Raw genomic sequence first — 22,172 nt, forward strand, 5'->3', positions numbered from 1 at the left:
TATTGATAAAAGATGAAAAAGAAAAATTTAATTATTTTTGGAACAAGGCCAGAAGCGATCAAAATGGCGCCACTTGTCAATCAGTTTTTAAAAGACAAAAGATTTGAAACGAAAGTTTGTGTAACTGGTCAGCATCGAGAAATGTTGGATCAAGTATTAAACTTTTTTGATATAATTCCAGATTACGATTTAAGCTTAATGAAGCCAAATCAAAATTTATATAATTTAACAGGTGAAGTAATAGCAGGCTTAAAACCAATATTAGAGTCTTTTCAGCCAGATTTTGTATATGTTCATGGAGATACAACAACTACAATGGCAGCCAGTATTGCAGGGTTTTATGCAGGATCCAAAGTGTGTCATGTGGAAGCAGGACTAAGAACACATAATATGCTATCCCCTTTTCCAGAAGAAATGAATAGGCAAGTTGCAGGTAGAGTTGCAACATATCATTTTGCACCTACAATAAAATCACAGGAAAATTTACTTAAAGAAAACATACTTAAAGATGATATTTTAGTTACAGGGAATACTGTAATAGATGCTTTGTTAGAGAGTTCGAGTAGGGTAGAGAACCTTAAGAATGAAGATGTAGTTAGTCTTAAAGAAAAAGTAAATTTTAACAATCGTATTATTTTAGTTACTGGGCATAGAAGAGAAAATCATGGTCAAGGGTTCATCAATATTTGTGCAGCTTTAAAAGAGGTTGCAATTAAAAATTTAGATGTAGAAATTATTTATCCAGTTCACTTGAACCCTAATGTTTTAAAACCTGTAAATGAACTTTTAGGAGATATTAAAAATATACATTTAGTAAAGCCTCTTTCTTATCCGTCATTTGTATGGTTAATGAATCAATCTTACTTAATTGTTACGGATAGTGGAGGTGTTCAGGAAGAAGCACCAAGTTTAGGGAAACCTGTTTTAGTTATGAGGGATACTACTGAAAGACCAGAAGCTGTAGAGGCAGGGACTGTAATTTTGGTCGGAACAAATACAGATAAAATTATTAAAGAAACACAAGAGTTGTTAGATAATTCAGACACATATAATTCTATGAGTTCTTTGCATAATCCGTACGGAGATGGAAAGGCATGTAAAAGAATTATTGAGTTTATTTCAAAATTATAATAAATGGGTAAAGTAAAAGTTGTTACAGTAGGTTTAGGATATATTGGGTTGCCAACCTCTGCATTAATAGCGCAAAATGGAATTCAAGTTCATGGAGTAGATGTCAATCAAAAAGTAGTTGATACTATTAATAAAGGGAAAATTCATATAGTTGAACCAAGTTTAGATATTGCTGTTGAAGAATCAGTTAGAAAAGGTTTTTTAAAAGCAGACGTGAAACCTGTTGAAGCAGAAACATATTTAATAGTTGTTCCAACACCTTTTAAAGGAAATCATGAGCCAGATATATCTTATGTTGAGTCTGCAACTAAAAATATTATACCTTTTTTAAAAGATGATGATTTATATATTATAGAGTCAACTTCACCTATCGGTACAACAGAAAAAATGATGAATTTAATTTATGGAGAAAGACCAGAATTAAAAGGAAAACTGAACATTGCATATTGTCCTGAAAGAGTATTACCAGGAAATGTAATGCATGAGTTGGTGCATAATGATAGAGTAATTGGTGGTATTGACGAGAAATCTACCCAAAAAGCTTTAAGCTTTTACAAACAATTTGTTAAAGGAGAGTTACACGCTACAAATGCAAGAACTGCTGAAATGTGTAAACTAACAGAAAACTCTTCAAGAGATGTGCAAATAGCCTTCGCAAATGAGCTTTCTTTAATTTGTGATAAAGCAGCTATTAATGTTTGGGAATTAATTAACTTGGCAAATAAACATCCAAGAGTAAATATTTTACAGCCTGGTTGTGGTGTTGGAGGGCATTGTATTGCTGTTGATCCTTACTTTATAGTTTCTGATTACCCGATGGAGTCTAAAATTATTGGAACTGCCAGAGAGGTAAATAATTACAAATCGTTTTGGTGTGCAGAAAAAATACAAAATGAAAAATTAAAGTTTGAGCTAGAACACAGAAGAAAACCAAAAGTTGCCTTAATGGGATTAGCTTTTAAACCAAATATTGATGATTTAAGAGAGTCTCCAGCTAAATATATTGTTAATAAAGTTTTGCAAAATGACAGTAATGGTGAATATTTTATTGTAGAACCGAATATTAAAGAGCATAATGTTTTTAAGTTGACAGCTTATTCTAAAGCAGTAAGGGAAGCAGATATTGTAGTTTTATTAGTAGCTCATGATGAGTTTAAGAACCTGAAAAACATAAACAATAAGGTTATTTTAGATTTTTGTGGAGTTAATAAGTAAAAACCATGAGTAAGAAAATATTAATAACTGGAGGGGCAGGGTTTATAGGATCTCATGTAATTAGGCTTTTTGTAAATAAATACCCAGAATATAAGATTTACAATTTAGATCTGTTAACATATGCTGGAAATTTAGAAAACTTAACAGATGTCGAGTCAAAAGAGAACTATATTTTTATCAAAGGAGATATAACCGATGAAGCTTTTATAGATCGTATTTTTAATAAATATAAATTTGACAATGTAATTCATTTAGCCGCAGAATCTCATGTAGATAGGTCGATTACAGATCCATTGGCATTTGCAAAAACAAATATTTTGGGTACAATGGTGCTTTTAAATGCCTTTAAAAATACTTGGAAAGATAATTTTAATAATAAATTATTTTATCATGTAAGTACAGATGAGGTTTATGGAACATTAGGAGAAAAAGGACTCTTCACCGAAAAAACATCTTATGACCCAAACTCTCCTTATTCTGCAAGTAAGGCAAGTTCAGATCATTTTGTTAGAGCATATGGAGAAACTTATAATATGCCATATGTTATTAGTAACTGTTCAAATAATTATGGTGCAAATCAATTTCCAGAAAAACTAATTCCTTTATTTATAAATAATATTATTAATAACAAAAAGTTACCAGTTTATGGAGACGGAAAATATACTCGAGATTGGTTATATGTTATAGATCACGCTATCGCTATAGATTTAGTTTTTCATAAAGGAGAAGAAGGAGAAACATATAACATTGGAGGTTTTAATGAATGGCAAAACATTGATTTAATTAAAGTGTTGTGTCAACAAATGGATATAAAATTAGGAAGAGATAAAAGAGAAAGCGAAAAGTTAATTACATATATAAAAGACAGACCTGGTCATGATTTAAGATATGCAATAGATGCAACAAAAATAAATAATGAACTAGGGTGGAAACCATCAGTAACTTTTGAAGAAGGGCTTTCTAAAACTATTGATTGGTATTTAGAGAATGAAGTATGGTTAAATAATGTTACTTCTGGTAAATATCAAAAATACTACAAAGAAACCTATTTATAAATATAAGCTATGAAAGGAATTATACTTGCTGGAGGGTCTGGTACAAGATTACATCCATTAACAATTGCAGTTTCTAAGCAGTTACTACCAATTTATGATAAACCGATGATTTATTATCCATTATCGGTGCTAATGTTAGCGGGAATTAAAGAAATTTTAATTATTTCAACCCCACACGATTTACCAAATTTTAAGACTCTTTTAGGAGATGGCTCTCAAATTGGTTTGCAATTATCTTATGCGGAACAACCATCACCAGACGGGTTAGCACAAGCATTTATTATTGGAGAGGAGTTTATAGCAAATGATGATGTTTGTTTAATTTTAGGAGATAATATATTTTATGGATCAGGTTTTCAAAGTTTATTAGCAGAAGCTGTAAATACAGTGAAAAATGAAAAAAAAGCTATTGTTTTCGGAAATGTTGTAAAAGATCCAGAGCGATATGGTATTGCAGAGATAGATGGAGAAGGAAATGTAATAAGTGTTGAAGAAAAGCCAATAAAACCAAAATCAAACTACGCCATTGTAGGCTTGTATTTTTATCCAAACTCAGTTGTTGAAATAGCAAAAAAAGTAAAACCTTCTAATAGAGGAGAGTTAGAAATTACAAGTGTAAATGATTCTTATTTAGATGAAAAAAAATTAAAAATAAAGGTGTTAAGTAGAGGTTTTGCTTGGTTAGATACCGGAACACATGAGTCTTTAACGGAGGCAACAGAGTTTGTAAAAGCAGTTGAGAAAAGAACGGGACTTAAGATTGCTTGTTTAGAAGAAATTGCTATAAAAATGAAGATGATTTCTGAAAAATCGATATACAATAGAGTAAAGGAGTTAAAAGGGGATTATTATGATTATATAAAAAATATTTTAAAGAAATAGTAAAGATATATAAGTATGATAAAAAAATTAGATTGGGACTCGAATTTTTTTGGTTATCAAATAGGTAAAACTGTAATACTTAAAGAGAGTAGTTTTGATTTCGAAATTTTTAAGCGTAGAAGTATTAAATATAAATTAATATATATATATTCGGAGAAAAAACAAAATCTTGAAAATTTTGAACTATTAGACAGAAAAGTAACTTTTTATCAAGAATTAGCAAAATATAAACAACCTTTTCTAAAAAAACATGATATAACTATAAAAAGCTTTGATTCACGAACAGATAATTTGGATAGTTTAATTAATCTGTCAATTGAAAGTGGGATATATTCACGATTTAATTTAGATAAAAAAATAACCAATAGTAACTTTGAGAGGCTTTACAGGGAGTGGGTTTTAAATTCAATTAACGGTAAGCTAGCTTTTGAAGTTTTTGTAGCTAAGAATGTTTTGGGTAATCTTATTGGTTTTATTACATTAGGGAAAATAAATGAAGATGTTTCAGAAATCGGGCTAATAGCTGTGGATAAAAATGAAAGAGGTAAAGGAGTTGCTCAAACACTAATTGAAAGAGCTATCCAAGAATCAATTTTATTAGGATATAAAAAAATTGAAGTAGTAACTCAAAAAGATAATATACCAGCTATGAAACTATATTCAAGAGCAGGTTTTTTAGAAAAGGAAACAACTTATATATACCATTATTGGAACTTATGATACCATTCAACAAACCATACTTAACTGGAAAAGAGACAGAATATATTGAGGATGCCGTTTTAACAGGTAAATTATCTGGTAATGGGAAATACACAAAATTATGTCAACATTATTTTGAAGAAAAATACAATTTCGGAAAATGTTTATTAACCACTTCTTGTACGGATGCTTTAGAAATGGCCGCTATTTTAGCAAATATACAGCCGGGAGATGAAGTTATTATGCCATCATACACTTTTGTATCTACCTCTAATGCTTTTGTTTTAAGGGGCGCAAAAATTGTTTTTGCTGATAGTAGAAAAGATCATCCAGGGATTGATGAGGCTAGTATAGAATCTTTAATAACTGAAAAAACAAAAGTGATTGTTCCAGTTCATTACGCAGGTGTTGCGTGTAATATGGAAAAAATAATGAACTTAGCAACTAAATATAATTTATTGGTTATTGAAGATGCAGCACAAGCTATAGACAGTTACTATACGTTTAGTGATGGCTCAAAAAAAGTATTAGGTAGTATTGGCCATTTAAGTGCTTTTTCTTTTCACGAAACTAAAAATATTATATCTGGAGAGGGAGGAATGTTGGTTGTAAATGATTTAAAATTTTCAAATCGTGCTGAAATAATATGGGAAAAGGGTACTAATCGATCTGCATTCTTTAAAGGTGAGGTAGATAAATATGGTTGGGTAGATATAGGTTCCTCTTTTTTACCTTCAGAAATTATTGCCGCTTTTTTGTGGGCACAGCTAGAAAACTTAGAGAAGATACAAACTAAAAGAATAGGTATTTGGAACAATTATTATTTTGGGTTAGAGAAATGGGCAAAAAAAAATGATGTAATATTGCCTTATAGGCCAGATTATTCTACAAATAATGCGCACATGTTTTACCTTGTTTGTAAGAGCATTGAACAAAGAACAATTTTAATAAAGAAATTAAAAGAGCACGGCATATCTGCAGTATTTCATTATTTAAGTTTACACGAAAGCCCTTTTTATCATTCTAAACACGATGGTAGAGCTTTGCCTAAATCAAATCACTATTCAAATTGTTTGGTTAGGTTGCCTTTATTTTATGAATTAAAAGAAGAGGATATAAAAAAAATAATAGATATTATTACTACTATATAATGATAATACACATTGCGTCTGACGAAAAGTTTATAAATAGTGCTTATTGGCAATTTAACAATATTGGAGAAAAAGAAAATATATTTTATATACTTGTACAAGATGTTGATAAAAAACTAAAGCATGTAAATATTGAGGACGGTATGAATTTAGTTTCTTTAAATATAAGAAACTTAAAAATTTTAGGAAAATCATTAGATAAGGCAACTTTAGTATGTTTCCATGGTTTAGATTATTATAGTAGTATCGTTTTAAATAATTTACCTAGAAATCAAAAAGTACTATGGATATTATTCGGCAAAGAAGTACATAATAATTCTCATCTGCTAAACACAAAAAAAAATATTGGAGAAAAAACATACGCTAAATTTTTGTCTAAAAATATCTTGGATAGATTGAAGGGGAAATATAAAGATTATTTTAGAGGGGTTTACTACCGTATAAGAAATAAAACAGGAAGCCCTTTTTATGAAATAACAAAAGCCATGAAAAGAGCAAATTATTGTGGTATTTTATACAAAGAAGAATTTCAATTAGTAAAAGAGAAGCTTAACACTAAAATAGAATATATTAAATTTTCTTATTATCCAATTGAAAAAATGATTGGTGATATAAATTCAAAAATTTCAGGTATAAATATTCTGTTAGGTAATTCAGCAAGTACCACTAATAATCATTTAGAGGCTTTTGATATGTTAAAAAAAATGAATCTTGATGGACGTAAAATTATTACACCTTTAAGCTATGGAGATAAAAATTATAAAAATGAAATAGAAAAAAAAGGGAAGCAAATACTAAAAGATAAGTTTAAGCCATTAGTAAATTTTATGCCATTACATAAATACAATGCATATGTTCAAAATTGTAGCATCGTAATTATGAACCATTATAGGCAACAAGCTGTAGGAAATGTACTTGCAATGTTGTGGATGGGCTCTAAAGTATATTTAGATAAAAGAAATACATTATATCATTACCTTAAAAGAATAGGAGTAAATATATATGAAATTTCAAAAGATTTTATTCCAGAAAATAAAGAAGCTTTAAACAGTTTAACAGTAGCCCAGCAAGAACATAACAGAGCGTGTTTAAAAGAAGAAATTAATAAAGAAGTACTTTTAAATGATTTAAAAATAGCGATTAATAGTGTTATATGTCGTTAAAAAAACAAGTTACAAAAGGGGTTAAATGGACTACTGCCAGTTCTATTGTTTTAGCTATTGTAGCCATTCTTAAAATTTCTGTTTTAGCACGTTTCTTGGATAAAGCAGATTTTGGTTTAATGGCGTTAGTTACCTTTGTAATGAGTTTTATGGAACTATTTAATGACATGGGGTTAAGTTCTGCAATTTTACATAAACAGGATATTACAAAAAAGCAGTATGCTAGTTTATATTGGATTAATTGGTGTGTTAGTTTGCTTTTATTTGGATTGCTTTATTTGCTTACTCCCTATGTAGCTTCATTTTATGAACAACCACTTTTGAATACGCTAATTCCTCTTATAGGAATAAATTTGTTATTATCAGGTTTAGGAAGGCAATTTAAAACAATACAGCAAAAAAAAATGCTCTTCAATTTAATAGGCATAATAGAAATTGTAGGAGCTTGTTTTTCGTTAATAATTGCAATATTTCTAGCGATTAAAGGTTATGGAGTTTTCTCATTAGTATATTCACTTATATTCCAATCTCTATTTACAAATATATCTTTTTTTATTATAGGTATAAAACAACAAGGACTTATATTCCATTTTAAATTTATAGAAATACAAAGTTTTATTAAGATTGGTATTTATCAAGTCGGAGGACAAATTATAAATTATTTTAATAGAGATTTAGATATTTTATTAATAGGAAAGCTATTCTCAGCTGATGCATTGGGAGGCTATAGTTTAGCAAAACAATTAGTTTTTAGACCAGCACAGTTAATTAACCCTATTTTGGTAAAAGTTGCTACTCCTACGCTGGCATTATTCCAAAAAGATATTAATGAATTAAAAAAAGCGTATTTAAGATTAATAAACATTGTAGCATCAATTAATATTCCTATTTATTTTGGAGTCATTATATTTGCATCGTTCATTGTTCAAGTTTTATATGGTACTGGTTTTGAAAATATAGTAATTATTGTTCGAATTTTATCTGTTTATATGATATTTAGGTCTCTTGGTAACCCAATAGGTAGTTTAGTTGTAGCGACAGGTAGAACAGATTTGGAGTTTGTTTGGAATGTAATAGTTTTATTAATTACTCCGCTTTTTATCTATTTAGGTTCCCGATTTAGTATTGTTGGGGTAACAATTGGTGTTACACTTTCAATGATAATTTTATATTTACCAGCTTGGAGGTTACTTGTATTTAAGTTAACTAGAGCAAGTTTTTTAGAATATTTTAAAGCTTGTTTTAAGATGAATTTTAATTTTTTAGGATTACTTAAAAATAAGTTTAATTAATTTTAAGATAATAGTTCCAATTGCAAGAAAAAGAATAGATATCTAATGACTTTCAATCAAAGAAGAAAAAAAAGGGATTTTAATAAACCAGTAGCACCTGCGTTAATATTTAATGTTTTTTTTGTATTGAGTTTTCTATTTTTTTTTGTTAACATAAGGTCTAATTTCTTTGGTAATTTTATTGTTTTTTTACATTTTATAACGTCTATTTTAAGTATCGTAACATTAATATTAGTTTTATGTTTATGGTCCCTAAAAATTGGTATAAAAAAAACACAAATGAAAGATTTAGACTATGGTTTTAGTATCGAGACAAAAAAAACAGGAAAAATAAATAATAGAATACATTTTGATAAAGTTGTAAAATTATTAACAGTTCGTTTACAAGAAATTAAATTTATATTGAATGGTTCATTTAAAATTTATATTTAATGAAATTACCAAATATTCTTTTTTATATATTTCTTTTCCTTGGTTTCTTCTTACCAAGCAATAGTAGTTATTATATTTCAATTGACGGAGTATTATTAAGTATTAATGAAATATCGTTCTTCTTGTTACCAATTATCAATTTATTTTGTTCTTCAAAAAATAAATTTTTAGTAACTAATTTTAAACTAAAAAGAAATATTTTTTTAGTTATTATTATTATAGTTTTTACAGAAGTAATTGTTAAGGGTTTAATATATAATCAAACAATTATTGAATCTTTCAAGGCTATACGAATAGGGTTGCCATTATTTTCCTCGTTAATACTTTTGTTTCAGGGTATAAGGGGTGATATTAAAATAATTTGGAAAGTCTTGTTAGTTGCTATAGGTATTTCTGTCGTTTTATCAATAATTTCTATTTATTTCCCTTTACCTATTTATTATGACATAGAAAATGGACAAAATTTTTTATCTAAAAACAACGGAAGAATAATTAACTCGAATGCCTCTTTTGGATTAATTGGCATTTATTTATTATTATCAAAAAAGCAGAAATGGTACAGTAGCGGTAAATTGGTAAAATTCGTATCTGTTTTAAGTATTATATCATTGATGCTTTCTTTTAACAGAACTTTTTTAGCAATTCTAATTATAGAAATTTTATACTTAGTTAAAAAAACATTTTCAGTTAGAAAATTAATTAAAACCTTCTTATTAAGCGCTAGTTTTATTTTACTTATTATATTGATTTATAATAACAATAAGATTATAAAGAATAGTGTAGATAAAAGAATTACTTCAATAGTACTTGGTGAAAAGACATTAAAATCTTCAACAATAGATGGTAACAGGCGAGTAATTTATGAAGGAGTACTAGACAGGTTAAACTCTGGGTATTTTTGGATAGGCTTACCAATGAAAAAACCCATTTTCGTTTGGTTAAGAAAATGGTCTACAGGTGAAGATAGAGAAATGAGCGTTACAGATACTTCAGTTATAACTTTTTTATTACGTTATGGTATTATACCTTTATTTCTTATAGTTCTCATTTTTAAGCAACTTTATAAGGTTTCACGTAATAATTTTTACAAAACTATTTTTGTGCTATATTTAATATCGTCATTAAATATAGATTCATTACTAAGACAAAACACAGTGTTCTTTTTAATAATTATTTTAATTATAACAAATGAAAAACTAAAGTATAAAAATGAAAAATATCTTATTTATAGCAAAAACAAATCTTAATAACGATGGTAGAATTTTAAATCAAATAAAAATATTAAAAGAAAGGTTCCCTGAAATAGTTATAGATTTTTTACTTTTAGAGGATAGTCCGACAACTATAAGTTTAGGAACTAACGTAAAAATTTACCCCATAAGTACTCTTTTTAGAAACAATTCATTATTAAGATTTTTAACTGTTTTAGAGTTTACGATTAAAACACTTGTTAAATTAATAAAAATAAAACCAAAACAAATTCATGTTCAGGACAGTGCTGTGGTTTTGCCAATTCTTATATATAAGTATTTTAAAGGAAGTCAGTTAAAGTTAATTTATGATGACCATGAAATACCAAATGAGAATGAAAATTTTCAATACCAGATTTTTAGTTTTTTAGAGGTTAAATTGATGAAGCAATCGACTCTTATAATTGAAGCAAATAGTGAAAGAGCCTCTGTTGTCTCAAAAATATATGGTATAAGTAAAGAAAAAATTAATTATTTTTTAAATTTACCTTATTACGAGAACTCTCAAGACAGCTCTACTGGAATTTCAGATGCAACTACTCGGTTAATATCTGAGATTGAAATAGCAAGTAAAGAAAAAAAAATAATTATGCATCAGGGGTCACTTGAAGTGGAGCGTGGAAGAGAAAAATTAGCTGCTTTTGCAAAAAAAAGACTTAGTAATTTTAAAATATTAATAATTGGTGTAAATGAAAAAGTTTTTTCAGATTTTATTTTTGAGTATAATTTAGATGTAAACTTGTTTATTTATGGAGGATATGTTGATTATAAAGATTTAAACTATGTTTGGGAAAAAGTAGATGCAAGTATAATTATGTATTTGCCAACTTATATTAATAATAAATTGTGTGCTCCAAATCGTTTCTATATTTCCTTAAAAAATAATGTACCAATTATTGTAAATGAAGATAACCCTGTGCTTAATAAAATGGTGAAAGAAATGAATTGTGGTAGGTTTATAGAAGAAATAAAAAGTAAAGATAATTTAGAAAAATTATTTAAAATTTCAATTTCAGAAAACGTCTTAGAAAGTTTAATTACTTCGGAAAAGACAAAATTTATTAAATATTATGAAAATTTATTATGATAATTTTCTTTTTAAATAAAAGTATAAAAAATATTTAGACTTAATGATTGAAATTAGCGTTATAATACCTACTTACGAGCCAAAAGAGTATTTAGATAAATGTTTAACATCTTTATTTAATCAGACCATAGAACCCAATTTGTTTGAAGTTATACTTGTATTGAATGGAGAAAAGTTACCTTATTTTACACAAATACTTAAAAAAATAGAAAATAAAAAAAATTTCAGATTGTATTATAATTCAATAAAAGGAGTTTCAAGTGCAAGAAACTTTGGAATCGAAAAAGCTAAAGGTAACTATATAACCTTTATAGATGATGATGACTATGTTTCTAATAATTATTTGCAAAGTTTATTAAAGAAAAAAAATAATAAAATTTCAATTGTACAAAGTAATTTTAAGACTGATTTAAATGGGCAAATTAATAATGATTACATTTCAAACGCTTATAATAGGATTAAAGGAAATTCTTATAATTTATTTACTTACAGGAAGTTTTTGTCAAGTGTGTGTGGCAAGCTAATCGATAAATCTGTAATTGGTAAAGATAGGTTTAATGTTAAACTACCAATTGCAGAAGACGCTGTGTTTCTTTTCAAATTATCAAATAAAATAAAGTTAATTGATTTTTCACCTGAAAACTGTATTTATTACAGAGTATTAAGAAAGGACTCTACAATTAGGAAGACTGTACCTTTATCTGCGGATTTAAAAAATTACATTGTTAAAATAGGTTTATTTTCTAAAATTTATTTTTCTTCAATAACTAAATACAGTTTCAGTTTCTACATCTCTAGAATTTTATCAATATCCAAGGTGCTTTTTTTTAGAATTAAATTACGGTTAAAAGGAAAATAATTTAATTAGATAAAAACGGGAAAATTATAACCCCGTTAATTGAAGAAAAATGGTTTTCTAGGTATTATGATTTTAAAGAGAAGTCAATAAGGCTTACATTTGCCTCTGAAGAAAATGTGTTTAATACTACAATAAGAATTCAAAATTAAATGAGAATACTACTTATTCACCAGTATTTTTTAGAAAAAGGAGATGGAGGAGGTTCAAGATTTAATGAGATGACTAAGATATGGGCTAACGAAGGTCATGATATCACAGTACTTTCAGGAATGGTCCATTATGCAACCGGGAAAAAAGCTAAAAGATATAAAGGAAAGTTTATATTTAAAGAAAAGCAATTCTATAAAAATGTAAACGTTTTAAGATGCCACGTTTCCGAGAGTTATAATGTAAATTTTATTGGAAGACTTTGGGCTTATTTTTCTTTTGTATTTTCAAGTATTTACGCGGGTTTATTTAAAACAAAAGAAAAATTAGACAACCCTAATATAAAAAAAATAATAAACTGGGATTTGCAATTTAATGAATTAGTAAATATTTTAAAGAAACATATTATATAGATTCAATATTCTATAAAAAATTAATAATTGGTCACGGTTAGTTTAAATATAATATAACCATGATTTGTTTAATAAAAAAATAAGAAAAAGTTTAAAAAAAAACATTATTAGTGCTATGAAAATACTATTTCTAACTTATTATTTCGAACCGGATTTATGTGCTGGCTCTTTTAGGAATACATCTTTATTTAAAGCTTTAGCTCCAAGACTTAAAAGTACAGATAGTATCGATGTAATTACAACTTATCCAAATAGATACGATTCTTACAAGGTTTCCGCAGATAAGATGGAAAAAAGAGGGGATAATATTACAATAAATAGAGTTCTTATTCCAGACCATAAAAGTGGTTTATTTGGACAAATAAAGTCTTTTAGAGTTTTTTATAATGAAGCTAAAAAAATAGCAAAAGATAAAAAATATGACTTCGTTTATGCTTCTTCCTCTAGATTATTTACAGCATTTCTTGGTGCAAAATTAGCTCGAAAAAATAAGGCAAAATTATATTTGGATATTCGAGATATTTTTAGAGAAAGTATTGTTGAGATTTTTAAAAACCCTGTAGTTAAAATCGGATTAGATTTTTTTCTAAAGCCTATTGAAAATTATACTTTTAAAAAGGCAAATCACATAAATTTAGTTTCAAAAGGTTTTGAAAGTTATTTTGTTAAATACAAGCAGTGTACCTTTTCATTTTTCACAAATGGAATCGATACTGTTTTCTTAAATAAGAATATAGAAACGGCTATTGAAGATAAAAAACTTAAAACAATTGTATATGCAGGTAATATTGGAGAAGGACAAGGTTTGCATATTATTTTACCAAAAGTAGCAAAAGCTTTTCCAGAAAAATATAAATTTGTTGTTTATGGAGATGGAGGGGCTAAGCAAAAGTTAATGTTGGCAATAAAAGAAAAGGGAGTAAAGAATATAGAAATAAAAAAACCTATTAACAGAAAGTTATTGATAGAAGAGTATCAAAAAACAGATTTTTTGTTTCTTCACTTAAATAAATATAAAGCTTTTGAAAGAGTTTTACCGTCTAAATTATTCGAATATGGTGCTTTTGATAAGCCTATAATTGCAGGGGTGGGTGGTTATGCCTCTGAGTTTCTTGAAGAAAATTTATCGAATGTGATTTTATTTGAACCAGGAAATGTTAAAGAGTTTATAGTTTCTTTAAAAAAGTATAAATATAAAAAAGAATTAAGAAATGCCTTTGTAGATAATTACTCAAGAGAAAAAATTAATATTTTAATGTCAGAATCTATAATTAGCGCTTATGAAAATACTAATAACAGGGAATAAAGGTTTTGTTGGTGGAAATTTAACGACATTTTTACTTCAAAATAGTAAGCAAATTATAGGAGTGTCTAGATCTCCCTTGAAAAGTGAGGTGCATTACAAGGCTTTAGATTTAGATATTTTAAATAATGTAAAAGGGATTGTCCACTTAGCGGGTAAAGCACATGATTTAAAAAAAACATCCGAAGATGCCGAATATTTTGAAGTGAATACAGAATTAACAAAAAAAATCTTTGATAAATTTTTAAAAAGTAGCTGTGAAGTTTTTATATACATGAGTTCAGTAAAAGCAGTGGCAGATGTTGTTGATGGAGTTTTAGATGAAAACGTATTACCAAACCCAATAACTGTTTACGGAAAGTCTAAATTAGCGGCAGAGAAATATATCTTATCAAAAGAGATTCCAAATAACAAAAGAGTTTATATTTTAAGACCCTGCATGATTCATGGACCTAATAATAAGGGGAATTTAAATCTTTTGTATAGTTTTGTTTCCAAAGGAATACCATATCCATTTGGAAAATATAAAAATAAAAGATCTTTTGTTTCTGTAGAAAATTTATGTTTTATTATCAACGAAATTTTAGACAATAGAGAAGTAAAATCGGGTATTTATAATATTGCAGACGATACTTCTTTATCTACTGTAGATTTGGTTAAAATAATGGGAGATGTTTTAAATAAACCTTCAAAAATTCTAAATTTACCAAAATCATTAATTCGTCTTTTAGCTAAAGTTGGAGATGTTTTACCATTGCCTTTAAATTCAGAGAGGCTTCAAAAACTTACTGAAAATTACGAAGTGTCTAATTTAAAAATAAAAAAAGCAATTCAAAAAGAACTACCTTTATCGTCGGAAGAAGGAATTAAAAAAACCATTTCTTCATTTTAAATTATGAAAACCTATTTACTCGTTTTAATTATTCTATGTGCTCTTTCTTACTTGTATTTAAGGTTAGCAGTTAAATATAAGATTATAGACAAACCCAACAAAAGAAGTTCTCATAAGAAAATAACAGTTAGGGGAGGAGGAATTCTTTTTCCTATAGCTATAATTTTATTTTTCTTATTTAACAATTTTCAATACCCTTATTTTTTTACCGGTGTAATTGCTATTTCAATTATTAGTTTTCTTGACGATATTTATACTCTAAGTTCTAAGATCCGATTTCCATTTCAAATGATAGCAATTTTTCTTATTTTGTACCAAGTAGGAGTGCCTTTTGAGCCTTTTTATGTTTTTGTTTTTTACTTAATATTTGGGGTAGGTATTGTAAATATGTTTAATTTTATGGATGGTATTAATGGTATTACTGGCTTATACAGCATTTCAGTTTTACTAGGTTTCTATTTAATAAATTGTAATGAAGGTCTAATAAACTCGAATCTAATTATATATTCTTTAATAGCTCTTTTAATTTTTGGTTTTTATAACTTTAGAAAAAAAGCACTTTTTTTTGCTGGAGATATAGGTAGCATAGCCATTGGTATGTTAATCTTTTTTTTAGGAATGTATTTTACCTTTTATTTGTCTTCTCCATTAATTCTTTTATTAGTTATAGTATATGGTGCAGATTCAGGGAATACTTTAATCTACAGAAAATTTTTCACTAAAGAAAGTGTTTTAGAGCCTCATAGGCATCACATTTATCAAAAATTAGTAGACAATAAATGTATGTCTCATCTACAAGTTTCTGCAGTATATGCAATGATTCAAATAGTAATTAATGTTCTTATTTTTAAAACGTATCGCTTAGAGCTACAAACTCAATTTATTATTTTTATATCTTTAATTTTAGCATTTATACTTTTATATATTTATTTGTTTATAAAATTAAAACGAAAAAAAATATCTAATGGATAATAGAATATTTTTATCTAAATCTAATGTTCCCTTAAAAAACTTAAATTTATTAGAAGATAATAATATCTTAGAATTCGAAAAATTATTGGAAAAGTATTTTGGTGAAGAAAAATCGGTGTTGGCCGTTAATTCAGGAACATCTGCAATACACTTATCTTTACTTTTAGCAGGAGTTAGCAAGGGAGATGATGTAGTTTGCCAAAGCTTTACTTTTTCGGCGTCTGCCAATCCAATTATTTACCAAGGAGCGAATCCCATATTTATAGATAGTGAAATAGATACTTGGAATATGTGTCCTTTTTATTTAGAAAAAGCCATAAAACACAGAATAAAAAATGGAAAAAAACCAAAAGCTATAATTTTTGTTCATTTGTATGGTATGCCTGCTAAAATTGAAGAAATTTCTCTAATTGCAAAAAAATACAATATCATTCTAATTGAAGACGCAGCAGAAGCCTTAGGTTCAACATATAAAGGACAAAAATGTGGAACTTTTGGAGATTTTGGAATTATATCTTTTAATAACAATAAGCTTTTAACAACATTTGGTGGTGGAGCATTAATTTGTAAGGATGTTAAGCAAAAAGAAAAGGCTTTTTTTTTCTCAACTCAAGCAAGAGATCAAGCTCCTCACTATCAACATTCACAAATTGGGTATAATTATAGAATGAGTAGTGTTTTAGCTGGTATTGGTAGAGGTCAAATGAGTTTTTTAAACGAATACCTTTCCTTTAGAAGAAGTGTTAATCAATTTTACAAGAGTATTTTTAAAGATATTGATGGAATATATGTTTTTGAAGAGTCAAATAAAATTTTGTTTTCAAATCATTGGTTGAGTTGTATTATTGTTAATGAAAAAGAAGCTGGTTTTGCATCTGAAGATATACGCTTACAGTTATTAGAAGACAATATAGAATCAAGACTTTTATGGAAACCAATGCATTTGCAACCAATTTTTAAAGAAGCTCTCTATTTTGGAGGATCTATTTCAGAAAATTTATTTAAACAAGGTCTTTGTTTACCTTCAGGTTCAAATCTTACTAAAAATCAACTTAAAAGAATTTCTATTTCTATAAAGAAATTATTGTAACTTCGCATTATTCTTTACTATTGCTAACAAGATGATTAGAAATTTTTTTTTAAAAGCATTAAATAAGTATGCATCCAAATGGATTGTATTATGTATTGATATTTTATTAATTTGTTTTGCGTTTATCGTAGCTTATGCAATTCGCTTTAATATAAGTTTTAATTTTAACACTTCAAACCTTCAAGCACAATTGCCTGTTGTGGCTATAGTTGCTTTAATCTGTTTTCTTTTTGTAGGGTCTTACAAAGGTATTATCAGACACACAGGAACAAAAGATGCTTTCAATGTTTTCTTTGGAGTCACTATTTTTTCAGTATTTATAGTTTTTTTGGTAGTTATAAACCAATTCTTTTCTATTTATACAGGTTTTACAATTCCAAAATCTATCGTATTAATTCATTATTTAGTATCTGTTTTTTTATTGATAATAAGCAGGTATATATTTAAAGCTTTTTATGAAGTTATTTCTACTGAATTAAAATCCATAACAAACGTTCTAATATATGGAGCAGGTGACTCTGGTTTAGTTACTTATGGAGCAATTAATCGAGAAAGAGAGAATAACTACGATGTTTTGGGGTTTATTGATGATAATTCAAATAAAATAGGAAAAAAAATAGACCGAATTAAAATTTATGACCCTGCTAAAATCGACGAAGAATTTATAGATTATCATGATATTGATGAGGTTATTATTTCTATTCAAAATATAAAACCTAATAGACTTTTAGAAATTACAGATAAATTACTTGCCTTAGGAGTAGAAGTTAAAATTGTGCCACCATTATTCAAGTGGATTGGAGGAGATTTACAGGCTAATCAAATCAAACAAATTAATATTGATGATTTATTAGGGAGAGATCAAATTTCTATAGACAACCCTATTGTTAAAAGAGAGGTTAATAATAAGGTAGTTATCGTTACTGGTGCAGCAGGGTCTATAGGAAGTGAGATATCAAGGCAATTAGCCTCATATCAGTTGAAAAACTTGATATTAGTAGACCAAGCAGAATCCCCTTTATATGACTTACAACAAGAGTTAATACAAAAAGGCATAAACGATTTTATCGCAATTGTAGCCGATGTTCGAGATATAATTAGAATGGAAGAAATTTTTAAAAAATTTCAACCAGAAAAAGTGTTTCATGCAGCAGCATATAAGCATGTGCCATTAATGGAGCACAGTCCTTACGAGGCTATAAAAATTAATGTTTGTGGAACAAAGAATATTGCAGACTTGTCACTAAAATATAAAGTGGAAAGATTTGTTATGGTTTCAACAGATAAAGCTGTAAACCCTACTAATGTAATGGGGGCATCAAAACGTGTTGCCGAAAAATATATTAGTTGTTTAAGTAAAGAATCTAAATTCACAAAGTTTACAATAACAAGATTTGGAAATGTTTTAGGTTCCAATGGATCTGTAATTCCTTTGTTTAAGAAACAAATTGAAAATGGAGGGCCTCTTACGGTAACACATCAAGATATTACCAGGTATTTTATGACAATTCCTGAAGCTTGTCGATTAGTGTTGGAAGCAGGAACCATGGGAATAGGTGGAGAAATTTATATTTTTGACATGGGGAAATCTGTAAAGATTTTTGAGATGGCAAAAAGAATGATTTCTCTTTCAGGATTAAATTATCCAGAAGATATAGATATAAAGATAACAGGCCTAAGACCTGGTGAAAAATTATATGAAGAATTGTTAGCAAATGGAGAAAATACTAAAAAGACTTACCATGAAAAAATAATGATTGCAAATTCTCCAGATATGGAACACGCAAGTGTAAAAGCTCAAATTGAAAAATTATGTGTTGGGAATTTTCAATTAAATAATTATGCAATTGTAGAAGCCATAAAAGAAATTGTACCAGAGTATGTTTCTAAAAATTCTATCTATGAAAAATTAGATATTAATAATTAAGATTTCAATTAAAAAATGCTATTTTTGCGATAAATTATTGTAATAAATATGTCTTTAAAGAAATCTATATTATTTCTTGCGGTTTTAGTAAGTTTAACCTCTTGTGTTTCAAATAAAAAAATTGCTTATTTTCAATATGATGAAATAGACCAAGCGAAAGTAAGTAACAACTACAAAACCATCTTTAAACCAGATGATTTACTGCAAATTACCATTTCTTCTGAAGATTTAAAAGCAGTAAAACCTTTTAATTTGCCAGCAGTAACATTTAACACAACAACAGATGCTGTGGTTGGGCAGCCAAGACAGCAGTCTTATTTAATTGATAGTAAAGGAGAAATTGACTTTCCTATTTTAGGAAAATTAAAAATAGGAGGGTTAACAAGAGAGGAAACAATACATTTGTTAAAATCTAAATTAGATCCAGATTATGTAAAAGACCCTAATATAAACATCCGTATTTCTAACTTTAAAATTTCGGTTATGGGAGATGTAAAAAAACCAGGTACTTATAATATTCCAAATGAGCGTGTAAGTATAATCGATGCGATAGCATTAGCTGGAGATTTAAATATATCTGGAAGAAGGGATAATGTAATGATTCAAAGAGAGATTGATAATAAGAAAATACAATATAGAGTAGATTTAAGGTCCAATAAACTAAATACCTCTCCTGTTTTCTATTTACAACAAAACGATATTGTGTATGTAGAACATAATAATGCTGCAATCCAATCGGCTTCTTACAATCAAAACACAGGACTTTTCATTTCAATAGGTTCTGTTTTAATTTCTTTAATCGCTGTTTTAACGAGATAGACCATGCAAAAACATAATGATATTATAAACTCTCATATTGAAGAAAACGATACAATAAACATTAGAGAGGAGATAGAGAAATATGCACTTCATTGGAAATGGTTTGTTATTGGTGTTATTTTAGCAATTATAGGAGCTTTTTTATATTTGAGATATACAACGCCACAATACAATGCATCTGCTACAATTATGATTAAAGACAATCAAAAGTCTGGTATATCGCAAGAATTATCTGCCATTGCAGATTTGGGAATTGTAGGAACAGGTTCTGTCAACAATACAGACAACGAAATAGAAATTATAAAATCTCGAAAAATTATTGGTCAAGTTGTAGATTCTTTAAATTTAGACATTGCTTATTTTAGAGAAGGTAGGATAAAGAAAACTGAATTATATAAAACTAGCCCAATTAGATTAGTGTTTTTATCAAAAGACTCTACTTTTACTAATAAAGACACTTTAATTACAGTTTCATTTAAAGATAAAAATGAATTTTATTTAAAAAATATTGACAAAGAAATTATTTCAACGCATCAATATAATGAAGTTGTTAGCTCTAAAATTGGGGAGTTTAAAATCACGAAAGATTCAATAACAGATGATGATGAATCTGATGTCTTTATCACGATTAATAAGAGATCTAAAATTATTGATGGATATAGAAAAGGTGTTAATATTAATCCAATTGGGAAGAACTCAAGTGTTCTCTCACTTTCCATTAATAATACAGTTCGAGAAAAAGCAGAAGATTTTCTAGATGAATTGGTAAAACAATACAATTTAGATGCGATAAACGATAAAAGTGAGGTTTCTAAGAAAACAAAAGAATTTTTAGAAGAAAGATTAGCGAAAGTATACTTAGACTTGGCATCTATACAAGATTCTGCTAAAAATTATAAAAAAGACAATAGAATAACAGGTCTTTCAAAAGAAGGTGAGTTGGCTTTAGAAAATGCTTCTAAAAACAATGAAAAATTAATCGATTTAAAAATTCAACTAACATTAGCAGAGTCCATTGCGAATAATTTAAAGAAAAATAGTTCTTCGGATAAAACACTACCTCAAAACTTAGGTTTTTCTGACGTTAGTATCACTTCTTCTATTGAGAAATATAATGAATTGGTGTTAACAAAAAATAGGTTAACCATTAATGCAGGTGAAAAAAATCCAGGGGTTTTACAGCTAATTTCTGAGATTGAAAATCTAAGATTAAATTTAAGGAAAAGTATTGATAACTTAATTTTCTCCTTAAAGTCAGAGTTAAATAGTTTACAAAAGGCTGCTACTTTAGTTAATAATAAAGTTTCTTCAATTCCTTCTATAGAAAGAGGTTATATTGATATTGCAAGACAACAAGAAATTATAGCAAATTTATATTCGTATTTGTTAAAAAAGAAAGAAGAAACAGCTATATCTTTAGCAGTTACTGTACCAAATGCAAAAATAATTGATGTTGCTTACAGTTCAGAAAAACCAGTTTCTCCAAAGAAAAAAATTATTTATTTAGCGGCATTACTATTAGGTTTTCTAATCCCTTTTATTATTATTTATTTGAAAAATTTATTAGATACTAAAATTCATAATAAAAAAGATGTTGAAGCAGCTCTATCCGTTCCTTTTCTTGGAGACATTCCAAAATCTGAAAGCAATGAGAAAGTTATTGTAAGTCATGATGCTAGGTCAAGTGGTTCTGAAGCATTTCGTTTAATAAGAACGAACTTAGATTTCATGCTTGCGAACAATACAAAAAATAGTAAGTTTGTCTTTATTACTTCTACTACAAGTGGAGAAGGAAAATCTTTTATCTCCATTAATTTAGCAGCTACTTTAGCGCTTTCAGGAAAAAAAGTGTTATTAATGGGTATGGATTTACGAGCACCAAAAGTAACAGAATATTTAGGGATAGAAAGTAGAAAAGGGGTTACGAATTACATTACAAATAATAATTTAACTTTAGATGATATTAAATTTACTATTCCAGAAGCTAAAGGATTAGATATTATTTCTTCTGGAGCAATTCCGCCAAATCCGGCTGAATTATTAGCGAGTAAAAGTGTTGAAAATTTATTCAAAGAAGTTAGAGATTTAGATTATTACGACTTTATTATCGTTGATACTGCTCCAGTTAACCTGGTAACAGATACGCTTTTAATTTCTAAATATGCAGACATGTTTTTATATGTAGTAAGAGCAAATTATTTAGATAAAAGGTTATTAGCTGTGCCAGAAGAGTTGTATAAGAATAAAAGATTACCAAATATGTCTATCGTTTTAAACGATACAGATCCAAAGCGAAGTTATGGTTATGGATATGGTGGATATGGTTATGGGTATCTTTCCGAAGATGAAACAAAACCTTGGTATAAAAAGATGTTTTCTAAATAGAAATATTT

At 27.7% G+C, this 22,172-nt stretch carries 20 protein-coding genes; all 20 read left to right on the forward strand.

Annotated elements, in window-relative coordinates; translation table 11 throughout:
• The first annotated feature begins 12 nt into the window (after positions 1-12).
• The 20 genes from wecB to J3359_RS17315 all read left to right on the forward strand — a co-directional run bounded on the left by wecB (position 13) and on the right by J3359_RS17315 (position 22,164).
• Complete coding sequence (wecB, locus tag J3359_RS17220; RefSeq protein WP_208078346.1) at positions 13-1,131, forward strand: non-hydrolyzing UDP-N-acetylglucosamine 2-epimerase; 1,119 nt, start codon at positions 13-15, stop codon at positions 1,129-1,131.
• A 3-nt stretch (positions 1,132-1,134) separates the two neighbouring features.
• Positions 1,135-2,346, forward strand: coding sequence for a UDP-N-acetyl-D-mannosamine dehydrogenase (gene wecC, locus J3359_RS17225; protein WP_208078347.1), 1,212 nt, complete (start codon positions 1,135-1,137; stop codon positions 2,344-2,346).
• A gap of 5 nt (positions 2,347-2,351) precedes the next feature.
• Positions 2,352-3,401, forward strand: a complete 1,050-nt coding sequence (gene rfbB / locus J3359_RS17230; RefSeq protein WP_208078348.1) for a dTDP-glucose 4,6-dehydratase — start codon at positions 2,352-2,354, stop codon at positions 3,399-3,401.
• 9 nt (positions 3,402-3,410) lie between these two features.
• A complete protein-coding gene (rfbA, locus tag J3359_RS17235) occupies positions 3,411-4,283 on the forward strand; it encodes a glucose-1-phosphate thymidylyltransferase RfbA (protein WP_208078349.1) in 873 nt (290 codons plus the stop codon).
• Positions 4,284-4,298: 15 nt separating this feature from the next.
• Complete coding sequence (locus tag J3359_RS17240) at positions 4,299-5,003, forward strand: GNAT family N-acetyltransferase (RefSeq protein ID WP_208078351.1); 705 nt, start codon at positions 4,299-4,301, stop codon at positions 5,001-5,003.
• Positions 5,000-6,133 (forward strand): dTDP-4-amino-4,6-dideoxygalactose transaminase, encoded by a 1,134-nt coding sequence (rffA, locus tag J3359_RS17245; RefSeq protein WP_208078352.1) that lies wholly within the window; start codon positions 5,000-5,002, stop codon positions 6,131-6,133. Before J3359_RS17240 ends, rffA begins: the two co-directional genes overlap by 4 nt.
• Positions 6,133-7,296 carry a TDP-N-acetylfucosamine:lipid II N-acetylfucosaminyltransferase family protein gene (locus tag J3359_RS17250; protein WP_208078354.1) on the forward strand — a complete coding sequence of 388 codons (1,164 nt, stop codon included), beginning with the start codon at positions 6,133-6,135 and terminating at the stop codon, positions 7,294-7,296. Before rffA ends, J3359_RS17250 begins: the two co-directional genes overlap by 1 nt.
• The gene (locus tag J3359_RS17255) at positions 7,287-8,588 is read left to right on the forward strand and encodes an MOP flippase family protein (RefSeq protein WP_208078356.1); all 1,302 of its coding nucleotides are present in this window, start codon (positions 7,287-7,289) and stop codon (positions 8,586-8,588) included. The genes J3359_RS17250 and J3359_RS17255 overlap by 10 nt, the downstream gene beginning before the upstream one ends.
• Positions 8,589-8,867: 279 nt before the next feature.
• A complete protein-coding gene (locus J3359_RS17260; protein ID WP_208078357.1) occupies positions 8,868-9,020 on the forward strand; it encodes a hypothetical protein in 153 nt (50 codons plus the stop codon).
• A 371-nt stretch (positions 9,021-9,391) separates the two neighbouring features.
• Positions 9,392-10,267, forward strand: coding sequence for a hypothetical protein (locus tag J3359_RS17265; protein WP_208078358.1), 876 nt, complete (start codon positions 9,392-9,394; stop codon positions 10,265-10,267).
• Positions 10,230-11,357, forward strand: a complete 1,128-nt coding sequence (locus J3359_RS17270) for a hypothetical protein (protein WP_208078359.1) — start codon at positions 10,230-10,232, stop codon at positions 11,355-11,357. The genes J3359_RS17265 and J3359_RS17270 overlap by 38 nt, the downstream gene beginning before the upstream one ends.
• A 43-nt stretch (positions 11,358-11,400) precedes the next feature.
• A complete protein-coding gene (locus J3359_RS17275) occupies positions 11,401-12,216 on the forward strand; it encodes a glycosyltransferase family 2 protein (RefSeq protein WP_208078360.1) in 816 nt (271 codons plus the stop codon).
• Positions 12,217-12,365: 149 nt separating this feature from the next.
• Complete coding sequence (locus J3359_RS17280) at positions 12,366-12,776, forward strand: glycosyltransferase family protein (protein ID WP_208078361.1); 411 nt, start codon at positions 12,366-12,368, stop codon at positions 12,774-12,776.
• A gap of 115 nt (positions 12,777-12,891) precedes the next feature.
• Positions 12,892-14,082, forward strand: a complete 1,191-nt coding sequence (locus J3359_RS17285) for a glycosyltransferase family 4 protein (protein ID WP_208078362.1) — start codon at positions 12,892-12,894, stop codon at positions 14,080-14,082.
• On the forward strand, positions 14,057-14,971 hold the full coding sequence (locus tag J3359_RS17290; protein WP_208078364.1) for an NAD-dependent epimerase/dehydratase family protein: 915 nt from the start codon (positions 14,057-14,059) through the stop codon (positions 14,969-14,971). The genes J3359_RS17285 and J3359_RS17290 overlap by 26 nt, the downstream gene beginning before the upstream one ends.
• 3 nt (positions 14,972-14,974) lie before the next feature.
• The gene (locus J3359_RS17295) at positions 14,975-15,943 is read left to right on the forward strand and encodes an MraY family glycosyltransferase (RefSeq protein ID WP_208078365.1); all 969 of its coding nucleotides are present in this window, start codon (positions 14,975-14,977) and stop codon (positions 15,941-15,943) included.
• A complete protein-coding gene (locus tag J3359_RS17300; RefSeq protein WP_208078367.1) occupies positions 15,936-17,033 on the forward strand; it encodes a DegT/DnrJ/EryC1/StrS family aminotransferase in 1,098 nt (365 codons plus the stop codon). The genes J3359_RS17295 and J3359_RS17300 overlap by 8 nt, the downstream gene beginning before the upstream one ends.
• A gap of 31 nt (positions 17,034-17,064) precedes the next feature.
• The gene (locus J3359_RS17305) at positions 17,065-18,960 is read left to right on the forward strand and encodes a polysaccharide biosynthesis protein (protein ID WP_208078369.1); all 1,896 of its coding nucleotides are present in this window, start codon (positions 17,065-17,067) and stop codon (positions 18,958-18,960) included.
• Between the two features lie 48 nt (positions 18,961-19,008).
• The gene (locus J3359_RS17310) at positions 19,009-19,779 is read left to right on the forward strand and encodes a polysaccharide biosynthesis/export family protein (RefSeq protein ID WP_208078371.1); all 771 of its coding nucleotides are present in this window, start codon (positions 19,009-19,011) and stop codon (positions 19,777-19,779) included.
• A 3-nt stretch (positions 19,780-19,782) separates the two neighbouring features.
• Positions 19,783-22,164 carry a GumC family protein gene (locus J3359_RS17315; protein WP_208078373.1) on the forward strand — a complete coding sequence of 794 codons (2,382 nt, stop codon included), beginning with the start codon at positions 19,783-19,785 and terminating at the stop codon, positions 22,162-22,164.
• The last annotated feature ends 8 nt before the right edge of the window (positions 22,165-22,172 follow it).

It is taken from the genome of Polaribacter cellanae, from assembly GCF_017569185.1.
GTDB lineage: Bacteria > Bacteroidota > Bacteroidia > Flavobacteriales > Flavobacteriaceae > Polaribacter > Polaribacter cellanae.